This is a genomic window from Streptomyces sp. NBC_00691 (genome assembly GCF_036226665.1).
Lineage (GTDB): Bacteria > Actinomycetota > Actinomycetes > Streptomycetales > Streptomycetaceae > Streptomyces.
On record NZ_CP109007.1, the window covers coordinates 3,546,714 to 3,562,211 of the forward strand.

Genomic DNA, 15,498 nt, shown 5'->3' on the forward strand with positions numbered 1-15,498 from the left:
TGCGACCTGATCTGACACACCGTCACATGACGGGCGGGACCCATGCTCATACCTGACGGTCCATCAGGCAAGGCTCTCGCGTCGCCGGTTGCGGACCGTCCCGGCCGTCCCGGCCGTCCCGTGGGACGCCCATCGCCCCTTTTCCGCGCGGCGCGGCGGAGACCCGGACCTACGCTCACGGCCGGACACCGGCGCCGCACCCGACCGCGGCGCCGATCGGACAGCACTCTCAGGGGAGCCCATGCACACGAGCAGGAAGATCACCGCGCTGCGCACGCGCGGGACGGTCGTCGCGGCACTCGGCCTGGTGGCCGGCGTCCAGGCGTCGCCCGCCGGCGCGCAGGACCTGGGCGGCCACGCCCACAAGAACCTCAACAGCCGGCGATACCTGGAGGTCGGCGGCTGGGCCACCGGCAACGGCGCCCGCGCGCAGCAGTGGGAGTGCACCGGGGGGACCAACCAGATGTGGACCGTTCGCGTCCGGAACTGACGGACGACCGGCGGATCAGGAACGGAGGACCTGATCCGCCGGGGCGGTGCACGGACCGCGGCACCGGTCACGGCCGCCAGAGACCGTCCTCCGTCAGCCCGAGCAGGTCGATCGCGTTGCCGCGGACGATGCGCTCGACGACGTCCGGGGCCAGGTGCCCCATCTGCGCCTCGCCGACCTCCCTGGACTTGGGCCAGGTGGAGTCCGAGTGCGGGTAGTCCGTCTCGTACAGGACGTTCCCGGCCCCGATCGCGTCGAGGTTCCTCAGGCCGAACGCGTCGTCGAAGAAGCAGCCGAAGACGTGTCCGGCGAAGAGCTCGGACGGCGGGCGCAGCACCTTCTCGGCGACCCCGCCCCAGCCCCGGTTCTCCTCCCAGACCACATCGGCGCGCTCCAGGATGTAGGGGATCCAGCCGATCTGCCCCTCCGCGTACATGATCCTCAGGTTCGGGAAGCGCTCGAACTTGCCGCTCATCAGCCAGTCGACCATCGAGAAGCAGCAGTTGGCGAAGGTGATGGTGGAGCCGACGGCCGGCGGGGCGTCGGCGGAGGTCGACGGCATCCGGCTGGACGAGCCGATGTGCATCGCGATGACCGTGCCGGTCTCGTCGCAGGCCCGGAAGAAGGGATCCCAGTGGTCGGTGTGCACGGAGGGGAGCCCGAGGTGCGGCGGGATCTCGGAGAACGCGACGGCCCGCACCCCGCGTGCGGCGTTCCGGCGCACCTCGGCGGCGGCCAGCTCCGGGTCCCAGAGCGGGATGAGGGTGAGCGGGATGAGCCGCCCGCGGGCCTCGGGCCCGCACCACTCCTCGACCATCCAGTCGTTGTACGCCCGGACGCAGAGCAGCCCCAGCTCGCGGTCGCCCGCCTCGGTGAAGGTCTGCCCGCAGAAGCGGGGGAAGGTCGGGAAGCAGAGCGCGGACTGGACGTGGTTGACGTCCATGTCGGCGAGCCGCTCGGGGACCGAGTGGGAGCCGGGCCGCATCTGCTCGTACGTGATGACTTCGAGCCGTATCTCGTCACGGTCGTAGCCGACGGCGGTGTCGAGGCGGGTGAGGGGACGGTGCAGGTCCTCGTAGACCCACCAGTCGCCGATCGGGCCCTCGTCCCCCCTGGCCCCCATGACGGGGGCGAACTTCCCGCCGAGGAAGGTCATTTCCTTGAGCGGGGCGCGGACGATCCGGGGTCCGGTGCCGTGGTACCGGGACGGGAGCCGGTCCCGCCAGACGTGCGGGGGCTCCACGGTGTGGTCGTCCACCGAGATGATCTTCGGGAAGGTCTCCATGGCTTTCACGGTAGCGCCGATCTGACGGTCCGTCAGCTATCGTGCGTCGAATCGACGGCGTGACGGGCTCACTCCGGCCGCATCACAGCCCGGACTACGGCCGACCCGATGCTGACGGACCCCCTCCGGACAAGGCAGACTGTCCAGGGCGAAACAAGCGTGGGCGGTACGGGCAGGGGGAGCTATGGACCGTGAGAACGGGCCTCGGGTTCCGGCGCAACGGGCTCCGAGGACGGGCGCGGACGCCGGCACGGGCCTGGACCCCGACGAGGGAGGTCGCGGACGGTCGGACGCGGACGCGCAGGCCGTCACGGGCCGGGACGGGGCCGGAACGGACCACGAGCCCGCTCCCCACGCCGCCGAACCCGCCGCCGGACTCCTCCGGTTCGCCGTGCTCGGGCCCGTCCGGGCCTGGCGGGACGGGGAGCCCGTGCCCACCGGGTCGCCGCAGCAGCGGGCCCTGCTCGCCGCACTGCTCCTCCGGGGCGGACGTACCGCCACCGCCTCCGAGCTGATCGACGCCCTCTGGGGCGAGGAGTCCCCCTCGCAGGCCCTCGCGGCCGTACGGACGTACGCCTCCCGGCTCCGCAAGGCGCTCGGCCCGAAGGTCCTCGTCAGCGAGTCCGGCGGCTACGCCCTGCGCACCTCCGCCGCCGCCCTTGACGTCGCCACCGCGCAGGAACTCGGCGCCGAGGCCGAGAAGCTGCGGGCCGGCGGCGACCGGGCGGGCGCCCGCGACCGGCTCGCGGAGGCGCTGGACCTGTGGGACGGCGAGGTGCTGGCCTCCGTACCGGGGCCGTACGCCGAGACGCAGCGGACCCGGCTGGAGGAGTGGCGGCTCACGCTCCTGGAGACCCGGCTCGACATCGACCTGGAGGTCGGCGCGCACGCGGAGGCCGTGTCCGAGCTGACCGCGCTCACCGCCGCCCACCCGCTGCGGGAGCGGCTCCGCGAACTGCTGATGCTCGCCCTCTACCGGAGCGGACGGCAGGCCGAGGCGCTCGCGGTGTACGCGGACACGCGCCGGCTGCTCGCCGACGAGCTGGGCGTGGACCCCGCTCCCGAGCTCTCCCGGCTCCAGCAGCGCATCCTGCAGGCCGACGCCGAACTCGCCCGCCCGGTCGAGGAGGCCGCCCCGGCCGCCGCACCCGTCTCCCGTCCCGCGCAGCTCCCCGCGACGGTCCCGGACTTCACGGGCCGGGCGGCGTTCGTACAGGAACTGGGCGCCCGGCTCGCCACCGCCGAAGGCCATGTCATGGCCGTGTCGGCGCTGGCCGGCATCGGCGGGGTCGGCAAGACGACGCTGGCCGTGCACGTCGCGCACGAGGCGCGGCCGCACTTCCCGGACGGGCAGCTGTACGTGGACCTCCAGGGGGCGGGGTCCCGCGCGGCCGCGCCCGAGACGGTCCTCGGCTCCTTCCTCCGGGCCCTCGGCACCCCGGACACGGCCATTCCGGACTCGCTCGACGACCGGGCGGCGCTGTACCGCTCGACGCTGGACGGGCGCCGGGTCCTGGTCCTCCTGGACAACGCGCGGGACGCCGCCCAGATCCGTCCGCTGCTGCCGGGGACGGCGGGCTGCGCGGCACTGGTGACGAGCCGGATCCGGATGGTCGACCTGGCCGGGGCCCATCTGGTGGACCTGGACGTGATGTCCCCGGAGGAGGCGCTCCAGCTGTTCACGCGGATCGTGGGTGCGGAGCGGGTCCAGTCGGAACGCGAGGCGGCCCTCGACGTGGTGGCGGCCTGCGGCTTCCTGCCCCTGGCGATCCGGATCGCGGCCTCACGGCTGGCGGCCCGCCGGACGTGGACGGTGTCGGTCCTGGCGGCGAAGCTGGCGGACGAGCGACGGCGCCTGGACGAGCTCCAGGCGGGCGACCTGGCGGTGAAGGCGACCTTCGAACTCGGCTACGGACAGCTGGAGCCGGCGCAGGCGCGCGCGTTCCGGCTGCTGGGTCTGGCGGACGGCCCGGACATCTCGCTCGCGGCGGCCGCAGCAGTCCTGGACCTCCCCCTCTGGGACACGGAGGACCTTCTGGAGGCGCTGGTCGACACGTCCCTCCTGGAGTCGGCGGCACCCGGCCGCTACCGCTACCACGACCTGGTGCGGCTCTACGCGCGTGCGTGCGCGGACCGCGACGAACAGCCACCGGCGGGGAAGGAGGCGGCCCTCTCCCGCCTCCTGGACTTCTATCTGTCGACGGCGGCGCGGGTGTACGCGATCGAGCGCCCGGGCGACCGTCTCGTCGACCACCTGGAACCCACCACCCACGAGGGCCTGACCTTCACCGAGCGACACGCGGCCCAGGACTGGCTCTACGCGGAGGCGAACTGCCTCCTGGCCACGGTGCGCCAGTCGGCATCCGCCCCGGGGACCCTCCGCCGGGCGGTCGACCTGCTCTGGGCGTCACTGGACCTGGCGGAGTCGGGCGCGAACTCCCGCGAGTACGAGACGGTGGCGACGACGCTGCGGGACGCCGCGGCGCAGGCCTCGGACACCCGCGCGGAGGGCCGGGCGGCGCTGACGCTGACGTACGTCCAGCACGTGGCCGGCCGCTTCGACGAGGCCGACGGCGAGGCGCACCGGGCGATGGATCTCGCGGCCGCGACGGACGACGCCCTTCCGCTGTGCTGGGCCGCCAACGCGCTGGGCATCATGGCCCTGTACCGGGGACGCAACGACGACGGGGAACGCTTCCTGACCCAGGCGACGACGGCGTTCCGCGCCTGCGACGACGAGGCCGGCGAGGCCAGTGCGCTGTGCAACCTCTCGCGGATCCATCTCGCGATGGGGCAGACGGACATCGCCGTCGAACTCGCCCAGCGGGGAACCGAGATGTACGACGCGATGGGCCACGCCCTCAAGGGCGCCAACGGCCGCTACGCGCTGGGGCTCGCGCTGACCCAGGGCGGCCGGCTCGACGAGGCGGCGACCCGTCTCGGTGAGGCGCTGAGCGTCTTCCGGGACAGCAGGCAGCGGCTCTGGGAGGGCATGTCCCTCTTCCGGATCGCCGAGGTGGACATCGCCGCCCGCCGGTACGCCCAGGCGGCGTCCCACTCGGAGCAGGCCCTGGTCATCCTCCGGGGCGTCGGAGGCGAGTGGCGCCGCGGGCAGGCACTCGTCGTGCTGGGCCGCGCGCTGTCCGGCATAGGGCAGCACGGCCGGGCGCGGGTCTGCTGGCAGGAGGCGCTCGACATCTTCGTGGAGCTCGGCTCGGCGGAGGAGTCCGACGTCCGCGCCCTGCTGCGGGAGACCGCGGCCGCCTGACCCCTGAGCTGCCTGTTCATCGTTCGTTTATGACGGCACGGCAGTCTTCTCGTATCGGTCCGCCGCGTCGGGGGGCACACGGGTCGATGATACGGCCGTCACACCGTCGCACTAGGGTGAGCGGCTCCGAGTGGGCCTTCCGGCAGTCCACGGGGGAACAGCCGGAAGGCCCACTCCACCCATACGACGTCACTACGGGAGTTGATCAGCATGGCCGATCTGGAACCGACGAACGTGCCCGCCGCCGGCGACGACATCGTCAGCAAGAACATGCACGCGACCGACGCGCCGCTCAAGGACTCGGTGGCCGAGAAGCTCGGCTTCAACGGCAACATGCACGCCACCACGGAGCCCATCGACGGCAGCGCGGGCACGGCCACGACCGACAACATGCACGCCACCACGGAGCCGGCCAAGTAGACCATTCCCGACGGGGACGGGCCGCGGCGGCGACTTCGGGGGAGCCGCCGTGACCCACCGGGGAGGTCCGGTCGACGGGGGAGCACACGGGCCCGGGGGACGCCCGGGACGGAACCAGGGGGGATCCGTCCGGGCAGGGCCCGTGCGCAACGCGATCGGACCACTGTGAGACGGAGGGGCCGGGCAGCTGCCCGGCCCCTCCGCCGTGTGCCCCCACCGCCCCTCCCGGGCCCGGCGCGTCCGGGACTCAGCGGGCGTAGGAGCCGAGGCCGACCAGGCAGTAGACGTACTCGTTGACCGTCCTGCCGTTCATCGTGTAGCGGTGCGAGAAGGCGTACTGCGTCTGGGGGTTGGCGTTGCAGCGGTTCATGTCGGAGGTGAACGGGAACGTCTGGATCACCCTGTAGTGCGCGTCGGACGCCGAGCACGGGACCTCGTCGACGCCGCTGACCGACTGCGCCGTCGACGAGTCGGGGAGCGAGCCGTTGAGGCAGGTGCCCTTCTCGTACGGGTCGGGTTCCCTCTCCGTGGGGGTGGCGGCCCCCGTCGGGTCGCCGTCCACGTCGAAGGTGGGCGGGGCCGGGTAGGAGAACGTCGGGATCGGGCCGGGGCCCGTCGAGCCCGCCCGGTCGTCCTTGTCGTCGCCCAGGAGGTACGAGCCGCCGATGAGCGCGCCGATCACGGCGAGCGGGATCAGGCAGCCGAGGACGCCGCCCTTCTTCTGTCCGCCGGCGACGGTGATGCGGAGGTACACCGTGCCTTCGCCCAGCCGTGCGGCGACGAGTTCGCCGTGACGACAGGGGCGGACGCTGAGGTGGGCGGGGCCGGTCGGCAGTGTGACGGTGATGATCACGCCCTGGGCCGCCTGCTGCGGGGTCAGGGTGAGGGGGATCTCGGAAGGCGCTGGCGAGGACACGGGCTGCTCCAGGGGAGGGGGACTGCGGTTCGCCGAGGACGGCCCCTATGACGTGTACACGGCGGCGGATGGTTGCACTCCCTTCGGGCGGCGCACGAGCCGCGCGGGGCGCGGACCCTCGGCGCACAGGCCGGGCGGCGCACGACCCGCGCGGCGCCTCAGCGCCTGGCCCTCAGCTCTCCCTTCACCACCTTCCCACTCGCGTTCCTCGGCAGCTCCGTCACGAACTCGACCTCCCTCGGCACCTTGAAGTTCGCCATCTCCCGCCGCGACCAGGCGATCAGGTCGTCCGCCGTGACCCTCGCGCCCGGCCTGCGGACCGCGAACGCCTTGCCCACCTCCCCCAGCCTCGGGTCCGGGATGCCGATGACGGCGACGTCCGCGATGTCCGGGTGGAGGCCCAGGAGTTGCTCGATCTCGGCCGGATAGGCGTTGAAGCCGCCCACGATGAACATGTCCTTGAGGCGGTCGGTGATGCGCAGGTTCCCCCGCTCGTCGAGGACACCGATGTCTCCCGTGTGGAGCCAGCCCTCCTCGTCGACCGCCGCGGCCGTCTCCGCCGCGTCCTCGAAGTAGCCGCTCATCACGTGGTGGCCGCGGACCAGGACCTCGCCCGTCGCCGAGACCCGTACCTCCGTGCCGGGGATCGCCCGGCCCGAGGTGGTGGCCACCGTCTCGGCCGGATCCTCCCGGCGGCACATCGTGACGATGCCGCTCGCCTCGGAGAGGCCGTACGCCGTGAGGACCGTGCCGACGCCCAGCTCCGTGCGGAGGCGCTCGACGAGACGGAGGGGGACGACCGCCGCGCCCGTCACGACGAGGCGGAGGGTGGAGAGGTCGTGGCTCCCGCGGGCCGGGTGGTCCAGGAGGGACTGGTGGAGGGTGGGCGGGCCGGGGAGGACGGTGACGCGTTCGGCGGCGATGTTGGCGAGGACCGTGTCGACCGTGAAGACCGGCTGGGGGACGATCACCGCGCCCCGCATCAGGCAGGCGAGGATCCCGGCCTTGTAGCCGAAGGTGTGGAAGAAGGGGTTGACCACGAGATAGCGGTCCCCCTCGCGCAGCCCCGCCAGCTCGGACCAGATCGCGTAGCAGCGCAGGCTCTGGGCGTGGCTGATGACGGCGCCCTTGGGGCGGCCTGTGGTGCCGGAGGTGTAGATGATGTCCGAGGGGGCCGCGGGGTCGACGGCGGCGGCCCGCTCGTGGACCCGGGCCGCCGGGACGGTGTCGCCCTCCGCCAGGAACTCCTTCCAGGTCGTCCACTCCTCGGGCGCGGTGTCGCCGAGGACCACGACCCGCTCCAGGTCCGGGAGCGCGACCCCGGAGCGGCGCAGGGAGGCCACGTAGGAGGTGCCGAGGAACGTGCCGGTGACGAAGAGCAGCCGGGCGCGGGAGCGCTGGAGGACGTACGCCGCCTCGGTGCCCTTGAAGCGGGTGTTCAGCGGGACGAGGACGGCGCCGGCGGTGACGGCGCCGAGCGCGGAGACGATCCAGTCGAGGGTGTTGGGGGCCCAGACCGCGACCCGGTCCCCCACGCGTATGCCGGTGGCGAGACAGGCGGCCGCGGCCCGTTCGACGCGTTCGCCGAGTTCGGCGTAGCTGACGCGGTTGCGGCCGTCGACGACGGCCTCCCGCGCGCCGTACCGCTCGGCGGCCGCTCGGACGAGACCGGGGATCGTGCCCCACTCCAGGTCGCCGCGCATGCTCATACCCCACCTCCTGTAGCTGACTATCCGTCAGATTAGTTGTAGCCTGACGCGCTGTCAGCAGTGCTGCCCCATGAGGAGGTTCGGTGCTCAAGGACGCCACGGCCATCGTCGGCATAGGTCAGACCGCCTTCGCGAAACAGCTCCCCGAGACGGAGAGGACACTCGCCTGCCGAGCGATCCTCGCCGCCCTCGACGACGCCGGGATCGAACCCTCCGAGGTCGACGGCTTCGCCTCGTACACGATGGAGGAGACCGACGAGGTCGAGGTCGCCAAGGCCATCGGTGCCGGCGACGTCACCTTCTTCTCCAAGGTCGGCTACGGCGGCGGCGGTTCCTGCGCCACCGTCGGCCATCTCGCCGCCGCCGTCGCCACCGGACAGGCGAGCGTCGGCGTCGCCTGGCGGTCCCGGAAGCGGGGCAGCGGCCCCCGCCCCTGGAAGAACACCACCGTCCAGCTGCCCACCCCCGGCCAGTGGACCCGCCCCTTCGGGCTGCTCCGGCCCGCCGACGAGATCGGCATGCTCGCCCGCCGCTACATGCACGAGTACGGCGCCACCCGCGACCACCTCTTCAACGTGGCCCTGGCCTGCCGCAACCGCGCCAACCAGAACCCCGCCGCGATCATGTACGAACGCCCGCTGACCCGCGAGATGTACATGACCTCCCGCTGGATCAGCGAACCCCTCTGCCTCTTCGACAACTGCCTGGAGACCGACGGGGCACTGGCCTGCGTCATCGTCTCCGCCGAGCGGGCCCGCGACTGCCGGCAGAAGCCGGTGTACGTCCACTCCGCCGCCCAGGGCCTGCCCGCCCAGCACCACGGCATGGTCAACTACTGGAACGACGACCCGCTCTCCGGACCTGCCTGGACCGCCGCCCGCCACCTCTGGAAGCAGGCCGACTTCGGCCCCCAGGACGTCGACGTCGCCCAGATCTACGACGCCTTCACCCCGCTCGTGCCGCTCTCCCTGGAGGGCTACGGCTTCTGCGGCCGCGGCGAGGGCGCCGCCTTCACCGAGGGCGGCGCCCTGGAGATCGGCGGCCGGCTGCCCCTCAACACCGGCGGGGGCGGGCTCAGCGAGGCCTACGTCCACGGCTTCAACCTCATCAACGAGGGCGTGAAGCAACTCCGCGGCACCTCCACCGCCCAAGTCCCCGACGCCGCCACCTGCCTCGTCACGGCGGGCGAGGGCGTCCCCACGTCCGCCGTCCTGCTGCGCGCCTGAGGAGCTGATCCACATGCTGACCCCCGTCACCGACGAGGACGGCGCCCCCTTCTGGGAGTACGCCGCCCGGGGCGAACTGCGCGTCCAGAGCTGCGCCGACTGCGGCGAGCTGCGCTTCCCGCCCCGCCCCTGCTGCCCGCACTGCCAGTCGTTCGCGAGCGAGTGGCGCCCGATGTCCGGCCGCGGCCGGATCTGGTCCTATGTGCTCCCCCACCCGCCCCTCCTGCCCGAGTACGCCGCCCAGGCCCCGTACAACGCGGTGATCGTCGAACTCGCCGACGCCCCGCGCATCCGCCTCGTCGGCAATGTGGTCGCCGCCCCGGAGGCACCCCTGAACTCGGTCGACCCGAGCCGGCTCCGGATCGGCGCCCCGGTCCGGGTGGCCTTCGCCGAGATCGACGGCGTCGTCGTCCCGCGCTGGCTCCTGGAGCGCGGATGAGCGTCCGGGTCGAGCGGGACAAGGAGTCCGGCGTCGCCGTCGTCACCCTCGACCGGGCCGGGAAGCACAACGCGATCACCCTGGACATGGCCCGCGAACTGGGCGCCGTCTGGCGGGGTTTCCGGTACGAGGACGAGGTCCGCGCGATCGTCGTCACCGGGGCCGGCGGGCGGGCCTTCTGCACCGGCATCGACCGCACCGCCGTGGGGAACGTGCCGCAGCCCTCGTCCCCCTACACGATCGACGACCCGCTCCTCACGATCGGCCCCAAGGCGAACGACCTGTGGAAGCCGGTCGTCTCCGCCGTCGAGGGGATGGCCTGCGGCGGGGCGTTCTACCTGCTCGGCGAGTCGGAGTTCCTGGTCGCGGGGGAGGACGCCACGTTCTTCGACCCGCACACCACGTACGGCATGGTCAGCGCCTTCGAGACCGTCCACATGGCGCAGCGGATGCCGTACGGGGAGATCGCCCGGATGGCCCTGATGGGCAGCGCCGAACGGATCTCGGCCCGGCGGGCGTACGAGACGGGCCTCGTCTCCGAGCTGACCCCGCCCGGCGGCGCGCTGGCCGCCGCGTGCGAGGCCGCCGCGGTCGTCGCGAGCCACCCGACGGAGGCCGTGCAGGGGACGGTCCGGGCGCTCTGGTCGGTGAAGGAGGCCGCCCGGGCCCAGGCCCTGGCGCACGCGCCGCACCTGGTCGCCCTGGGCAACCTGCCGCCGGACCGGCAGGCGGAACTGTTCGGCAGGCGAGGGGCGGGGTTCAGGACGAGGTAGGCGACGGGGTGGCGGTGGAGGGGGTGGCGCCCGGCGCCTCGCCCTCGACGAAGGCGACGCACTCCTTCACCTGACCGACGGTCCCGGGGTGGGCCATCCCGACCTCGAAGGTCTTCGTGCCCCGGCGCTCGACCGTGATCGTCGTCTCGGCCTTGTCCACCACCTTGTAGGCGGCGCCCCTGAACTCCACGACGACCCGGTAGGTCTTCTCCTCCCACGCGTCCGAGGTGATCCTCAGCGTGGTCGTGGTGTCCGCCTTGCGGGCCGGCTTGCCCTTGCGCTTCTTCTGCGCGGGCTTCACGCAGTCGACGGTGGAGACACGGACGTCCGCGGTCGGCGTGGCCGTCGGCGTGGGGTCGTACGTGTACTCGTCGGCGGCGCTGTTGCCGCCCGAGCCGCTATAGTCGTCGTTGCTCTTCTCGTCGCTGGAGCAGCCGCCGCCCGAGTCGTCGTCCGAGTGACCCCGGCTCTTGCTCTTGCCGCTCTTGCTCTTCCCGCTGCCGCCACCACTGCTGCTGCCGTGGCCGGTGTGGAAACCGGTCAGCGCCAGCACCACCACCGTGAGCGTCGCCGCGAGCTTCAGGCGTGTGCGTACCATCGCCGCCCCGTCCTCCCTGTCGTGTCCGCGCCACTTTAGCGGCGGCCGGTGGCCGCGTGGCGGGCCCCCCGCGGCGGGCGTAGCGTCGGGAGCGGGAGCCGGACCGCCAAGGAGGCCGCATCGATGATCCGCAACGTCGCCGGCTCGGTCCTGGCCCTCGCCGGAGCGACGGCCGCCGTCTGGAGCCCCTTCCGTGCCTGGTACGACGGCCGTCACGGACGCGACTACGCGATCGACGAGCTGTTCACCGGCATCACCGACGCCAAGGGCGAGCTGCTCGGCTCGATGCTCGCGCCCTTCCTCTTCGCCGCCCTCCTGACCCTCCTCGGAGTGGTGCTGCGCTCCCGGCTGCTCGTCGCGTTCGCCGGGCTCGTCGTCCTCGGCTTCACCGTCCTGTGGATGGTGCGGGTCGGGCAGGCGGAGGGCGGCCTCACGATCGGCGGCGACGGTGCGGGGCTCGGCGACGGGGTCGCGAACGCCTTCGGCGGCGGGATCCTGCTGCTCCTCGGCGCGCTCGTCATGTCGGGCAGGTCCCGCCCGCCGCACCATGCGGACCGGCCGCCGCGGCCCACCCACCCCACGCTCGACGGGCCGCCCCCGGAAGACCCGTCCACCCTCGAGGAGCCGCGCGCGCACCCGGGGGCCTCGGCGCCCTACGCCGCGACGCAGACCTACGACGTACCGGCCGGGGACCCGGAGCGGGAACGGGGAGACCCGCCGCCGAAGAGCTGAGGCGCCTCGGGGCGGGTCCCTGTCCGTGCGCCGGGCGGCCCGACGGCCGGGTCACCGAGCGGCGGCCCCCCGGCCCGTGGCCGTGCCCTTGACCGCGTCGAGCGCGTACACGCAGCGGTCCTTGCTGCAGGCGTACACGACCCCGTTCCGCACCACCGGCGAGCCGGTGATCTCGCCGCCGGTGGCCAGCTTCCAGCGCAGCTGCCCGCCGGTCGCGTCCAGGGTGTAGAGGACATGGTCGGCCGAGCCGAAGTGCACCCGGCCGTCGGCGACGACGGGCGAGCCGACCAGTTCGCCGCCCGCCGCGAACCGCCACCGGGGCGTGCCGGTGACGGCGTCGAGCGTGTACAGCGCGCTGCCGCTGCCGACGTGGACGTTGCCGTCGGCGACGAGGACCGGCTCGGTCGACTGGCGCGGCTCGGTCGCGATGCGCCAGCGGTCCTGACCGCTGGTGGCGTCGAGGGCGTACACCGTGCCGAGGTGGTCGGAGAGGTACACCCCGCCGCCGGTGACCGCCGGGCCCGGCGCGAACGCGGGCGGGGAGGTGAAGACGGCCGGCGCCTCGAAGTGCCAGCGGACATGACCTGCGGCGATGTCGATCGACAGGACCCGTGTCCCGGCGGAGACGTACACACAGCCGTCCTCGGCCGGGGCGACCCGGACCGGCACGTTGGCACAGGAGGCGGCGTCGCCGATCGGGTAGGACCAGCGCTCCGCCCCGGTGCGGGCGTCGAGGGCCTGGAGCCGGGCGTCCCGCCACACGTACACGGTGTCGCCGTGCACGGCGGGGCCCGCCTCCGGGGTCTCGAAGTCGGTCTGCGCGCCGGTGATCTCCCACAGCTTGGCGCCGTTGGAGGCCTCCCAGCCCTGCACGCCGCCGCCCCGCGTGCCGGTGACGACGGTGCCCCGGTCGACCTGGAGCGAGTACACCCAGGCGTCCGTCCGCAGCCGCCAGCGCTCGGCGCCGTCGGTCGCGTCGAGGGCGTAGAGCGTGGGCCCGTCGGAGGCGTGGATGCGGCCCGAGGCGACGGCCATGGACCAGGCCACGTCCCGGGTCTTGAACTGGCGCCGGCCGCTGCCGGTGTCCAGCGCGTGTACCTCGAAAGAGGTCACGTACAACAGGTCGCCGTCCACGACCGGGGTACCCCAGACGTCGTTCGACATCCGGAAGCGCCACGGCCGCCAGGGCCCGGGCTCGGCCGGCGCGGCCTGCTCGGAGCCCTGTGGCGGCACGTTGACCGGGCGGGAGCCGGGCGGCGGGCCGGGCTCCCCGGCGTAGGAACCGGCGTACGAGCCGTGGTCCGCGCCGTGCGGGCCGCCGCCGGGCGGACGGATCCAGCCGGTCGCCGGGCCCGCGTCGGCGCTCCGGCCGACGGCGAGCGCCGCACGGGTGTCGGCGACCCGGGGGCCGGGGCCGATCGGTACGGTCGCGCCCCCGAGGCGTACGGGACCGCCCGAGCTCTCGGAGGGCCCCGCGTGCCGGCCGCCGCCGACGGGCGCGGGCTCGGCGTGCCGGCCCCCGGCCCCGTGGGGCGCGGGCTCGGGGAAGCGCGGGTCGCCGCCGGGCCCCCGGGGCGGACGCGGCGGCATCGGCGGCGCGGTCGACGCCGGAGCCGGGCGCCCGCCGCGGCGGGTCTCGATCATGTCGGTGGCGCTCCGCGGCAGCCAGGCCGAGGCCGTGCCGCTGTCGTCGCTGCCGGGTCCGAAGAGATGCGGGGCCAGCTGGGCCTGGAGGTCGGCCGGGGTGGGCCGGCGGCTGACGTCCATCTGCATGCAGGCGTCGATGAGGGGCCGCAGCTCGTCGGGCAGGCCCTCCAGGTCCGGGCCCTCGCGGAGCAGCATGAAGACGGTCTCGACCGGGTTGGCGCCGTGGAACGGCGCGTGGCCGGTGGCGGCGAAGACCAGCATCGAGCCCAGCGAGAAGACGTCGCTCGCGCCGGTGACGCTGCGGGAGTCACGGGCCTGCTCGGGCGACATGTAGGCCGGGGTGCCGACGGCGACGTTGGTCATGGTCAGGCGCGTGTTGGAGACGCCCGACGCGATGCCGAAGTCGATCACCCGGGGGCCGTCCTCGACGACGAGGACGTTGGAGGGCTTGAGGTCACGGTGGACCAGGCCCGCGCCGTGGATGGACTGCAGGGCCTCGGCGACACCGGCGGCCAGCCAGCGCACGGCCTGGGCCGGGAGCGGTCCGCACTCGTTCACTATCTCTTCGAGCGAGGGCGCGGGGACGTACGCGGTCGCGAGCCAGGGCACGGCGGCCCGCGGGTCGGCGTCCACGACGGCGGCCGTGTAGAAGCCGGAGACCGCCCGCGCGGCCTCCACCTCACGGGTGAAGCGGACCCGGAACAGCTGGTCCTCAGCGAGCTCCGTGCGCACGGTCTTGATCGCCACGCGCCGGCCCGAGGCCGAGCGCGCGAGATAGACCAGGCCCATTCCGCCCGCGCCGAGCCGGCCCAGCACCTCGAAGGGCCCGATACGTCTCGGGTCGTGCTGCGTCAGCTGTTCCACTTGCCTGCCACCTCCCCGTACGGGCCATGAGGGTACGGCCCCGTGGCCCTGATTCTTCCTGTCCGAGGGCCCGGTTGCGAACCCGGGGGCGGATCGGGGTGTCACAGCTCATATCGGAGCCATCCGGAGCGGAAGCCTCACCTCGTGCCGGACGGCTCCGAGAGGACCGCGAAGCGCGCGCCCTGGTTGTCGTGGAGGACGGCGATACGGCCGTGCGGGGTGTCGAAGGCAGGGGTGGCGACCCGGCCGCCGAGCCGGACGGTGGTCTCGCAGGCCTCGTCGCAGTCGTCGACGGCGAAGTACACGAGGACGTGTCCGGGCATCTCGGCGGGGAAGTCGTCGCTGATGACGGCGCGGCCGCCGAAGGCGCTGTCGTCGCCGGTCCGGGAGCCGGGGGGCGACCAGACGCGGTAGTCGAAGCCGGCGGCCCTGCCCTCCTCGTCGGCGTCGGCCTGGCGGCCGAGGTAGCCGAAGACGGTGGCGTAGAAGGTGTCGACGGCGCCGGGACGGCGCGTGTACACCTCCATCCAGCAGAAGGAGCCCGGTCGGCCGGTCGTCTCGAAGCCGTTGTCGTCGCCGGACTGGCGGAGGCCGAAGACGGCGCCGCCGGGGTCGGCCGCGAGCGCGAGGACGCCGAAGGGACCGACGGGGTAGGGGTCCATGACCATCTGGCCGCCGGCGTCCCTGATCCGGGCGGCGAGGGTGCCGGCGTTCTCGGTGGCGAGGTAGACGGTCCAGGTGGTGGGCATGCGGCCGTCGCGCTTGGGGAGGAGGCCGGCGACGCGGCGCCCGTCGAGGAGGGCCTCGTCGCGGTCGGGGTCGAAGGTCCAGCCGAAGAGCTCGCCGTAGAAGCGCTTGCCCGCCTCGAGGTCGGGGAGCTGTGCGTCCACCCAGCAGGGGGTGCCCTCAGTGCGTACGGCCATGTCCACACGCTAGGTCGGCGGAAACCGCCCCGCAGCGTCTCACGGCACCCCGAAATACGAACAAAATGGCGATTTATCGGGGCGGAACCCTTGGGACAGTTGAGTTGTCCACCGAAGTTGTCCACAGGCTGTTCATAAGCCTATTCGGGTACGGGAATCCCGCGGCCCCGGTACGGGGATCCCGCCGGTCCGCGTACGAAGACCCCGC

Annotated in this window: 13 protein-coding genes; 7 read left to right on the forward strand and 6 right to left on the reverse strand. The window is 73.4% G+C overall.

Annotated elements, in window-relative coordinates:
- The first annotated feature begins 241 nt into the window (after positions 1–241).
- A complete protein-coding gene (locus OG392_RS15830; RefSeq protein ID WP_329279812.1) occupies positions 242–490 on the forward strand; it encodes an RICIN domain-containing protein in 249 nt (82 codons plus the stop codon).
- A gap of 67 nt (positions 491–557) precedes the next feature.
- Here OG392_RS15830 and OG392_RS15835 read toward each other — a convergent pair whose 3' ends face one another.
- The gene (locus OG392_RS15835) at positions 558–1,775 is read right to left on the reverse strand and encodes an amidohydrolase family protein (protein WP_329279815.1); all 1,218 of its coding nucleotides are present in this window, start codon (positions 1,773–1,775) and stop codon (positions 558–560) included.
- Between the two features lie 184 nt (positions 1,776–1,959).
- On the opposite strand from OG392_RS15835, the gene OG392_RS15840 reads away from it, so the two are divergent.
- Complete coding sequence (locus OG392_RS15840) at positions 1,960–5,043, forward strand: AfsR/SARP family transcriptional regulator (protein WP_329279817.1); 3,084 nt, start codon at positions 1,960–1,962, stop codon at positions 5,041–5,043.
- Positions 5,044–5,253: 210 nt separating this feature from the next.
- Positions 5,254–5,463: a hypothetical protein gene (locus OG392_RS15845; RefSeq protein WP_329279819.1), complete on the forward strand. Its 210-nt coding sequence runs from the start codon at positions 5,254–5,256 to the stop codon at positions 5,461–5,463.
- A gap of 247 nt (positions 5,464–5,710) precedes the next feature.
- On the opposite strand, the gene OG392_RS15850 is transcribed toward OG392_RS15845, so the two are convergent.
- Positions 5,711–6,379, reverse strand: coding sequence for an LppU/SCO3897 family protein (locus OG392_RS15850; protein WP_329279821.1), 669 nt, complete (start codon positions 6,377–6,379; stop codon positions 5,711–5,713).
- A gap of 158 nt (positions 6,380–6,537) precedes the next feature.
- Positions 6,538–8,082, reverse strand: a complete 1,545-nt coding sequence (locus tag OG392_RS15855) for a FadD3 family acyl-CoA ligase (RefSeq protein ID WP_329287302.1) — start codon at positions 8,080–8,082, stop codon at positions 6,538–6,540.
- Between the two features lie 89 nt (positions 8,083–8,171).
- On the opposite strand from OG392_RS15855, the gene OG392_RS15860 reads away from it, so the two are divergent.
- The 3 genes from OG392_RS15860 to OG392_RS15870 are packed head-to-tail and all read left to right on the forward strand — an operon-like array spanning position 8,172 to position 10,526.
- Positions 8,172–9,314, forward strand: coding sequence for a lipid-transfer protein (locus tag OG392_RS15860; protein ID WP_329279823.1), 1,143 nt, complete (start codon positions 8,172–8,174; stop codon positions 9,312–9,314).
- Between the two features lie 13 nt (positions 9,315–9,327).
- The gene (locus OG392_RS15865; RefSeq protein WP_329279825.1) at positions 9,328–9,753 is read left to right on the forward strand and encodes a Zn-ribbon domain-containing OB-fold protein; all 426 of its coding nucleotides are present in this window, start codon (positions 9,328–9,330) and stop codon (positions 9,751–9,753) included.
- On the forward strand, positions 9,750–10,526 hold the full coding sequence (locus OG392_RS15870) for an enoyl-CoA hydratase/isomerase family protein (protein ID WP_329279827.1): 777 nt from the start codon (positions 9,750–9,752) through the stop codon (positions 10,524–10,526). The genes OG392_RS15865 and OG392_RS15870 overlap by 4 nt, the downstream gene beginning before the upstream one ends.
- On the opposite strand, the gene OG392_RS15875 is transcribed toward OG392_RS15870, so the two are convergent.
- Positions 10,513–11,124 (reverse strand): hypothetical protein, encoded by a 612-nt coding sequence (locus tag OG392_RS15875; RefSeq protein ID WP_329279829.1) that lies wholly within the window; start codon positions 11,122–11,124, stop codon positions 10,513–10,515. The genes OG392_RS15870 and OG392_RS15875 overlap by 14 nt on opposite strands.
- A 123-nt stretch (positions 11,125–11,247) precedes the next feature.
- Here OG392_RS15875 and OG392_RS15880 point away from each other — a divergent pair, with 123 nt between their 5' ends.
- The gene (locus OG392_RS15880; RefSeq protein WP_329279831.1) at positions 11,248–11,856 is read left to right on the forward strand and encodes a hypothetical protein; all 609 of its coding nucleotides are present in this window, start codon (positions 11,248–11,250) and stop codon (positions 11,854–11,856) included.
- A 51-nt stretch (positions 11,857–11,907) separates the two neighbouring features.
- Here OG392_RS15880 and OG392_RS15885 read toward each other — a convergent pair whose 3' ends face one another.
- Both OG392_RS15885 and OG392_RS15890 read right to left on the reverse strand, forming a co-directional pair.
- Positions 11,908–14,367, reverse strand: a complete 2,460-nt coding sequence (locus OG392_RS15885; protein ID WP_329279833.1) for an outer membrane protein assembly factor BamB family protein — start codon at positions 14,365–14,367, stop codon at positions 11,908–11,910.
- Between the two features lie 137 nt (positions 14,368–14,504).
- Entirely contained in the window at positions 14,505–15,290 is a 786-nt protein-coding gene (locus OG392_RS15890) for a VOC family protein (RefSeq protein ID WP_329279836.1), read from the reverse strand.
- Positions 15,291–15,498: the final 208 nt, after the last annotated feature.

Bases quoted from the DNA above. Each gene is read 5' to 3' on its own strand.
- OG392_RS15875 (WP_329279829.1), bottom strand. From the start codon at position 11,124: ATGGTACGCACACGCCTGAAGCTCGCGGCGACGCTCACGGTGGTGGTG.
- OG392_RS15830 (WP_329279812.1), top strand. From the start codon at position 242: ATGCACACGAGCAGGAAGATCACCGCGCTGCGCACGCGCGGGACGGTC.
- OG392_RS15840 (WP_329279817.1), top strand. From the start codon at position 1,960: ATGGACCGTGAGAACGGGCCTCGGGTTCCGGCGCAACGGGCTCCGAGG.
- OG392_RS15865 (WP_329279825.1), top strand. From the start codon at position 9,328: ATGCTGACCCCCGTCACCGACGAGGACGGCGCCCCCTTCTGGGAGTAC.
- OG392_RS15880 (WP_329279831.1), top strand. From the start codon at position 11,248: ATGATCCGCAACGTCGCCGGCTCGGTCCTGGCCCTCGCCGGAGCGACG.
- OG392_RS15870 (WP_329279827.1), top strand. From the start codon at position 9,750: ATGAGCGTCCGGGTCGAGCGGGACAAGGAGTCCGGCGTCGCCGTCGTC.
- OG392_RS15835 (WP_329279815.1), bottom strand. From the start codon at position 1,775: ATGGAGACCTTCCCGAAGATCATCTCGGTGGACGACCACACCGTGGAG.
- OG392_RS15845 (WP_329279819.1), top strand. From the start codon at position 5,254: ATGGCCGATCTGGAACCGACGAACGTGCCCGCCGCCGGCGACGACATC.
- OG392_RS15890 (WP_329279836.1), bottom strand. From the start codon at position 15,290: ATGGCCGTACGCACTGAGGGCACCCCCTGCTGGGTGGACGCACAGCTC.
- OG392_RS15855 (WP_329287302.1), bottom strand. From the start codon at position 8,082: ATGCGCGGCGACCTGGAGTGGGGCACGATCCCCGGTCTCGTCCGAGCG.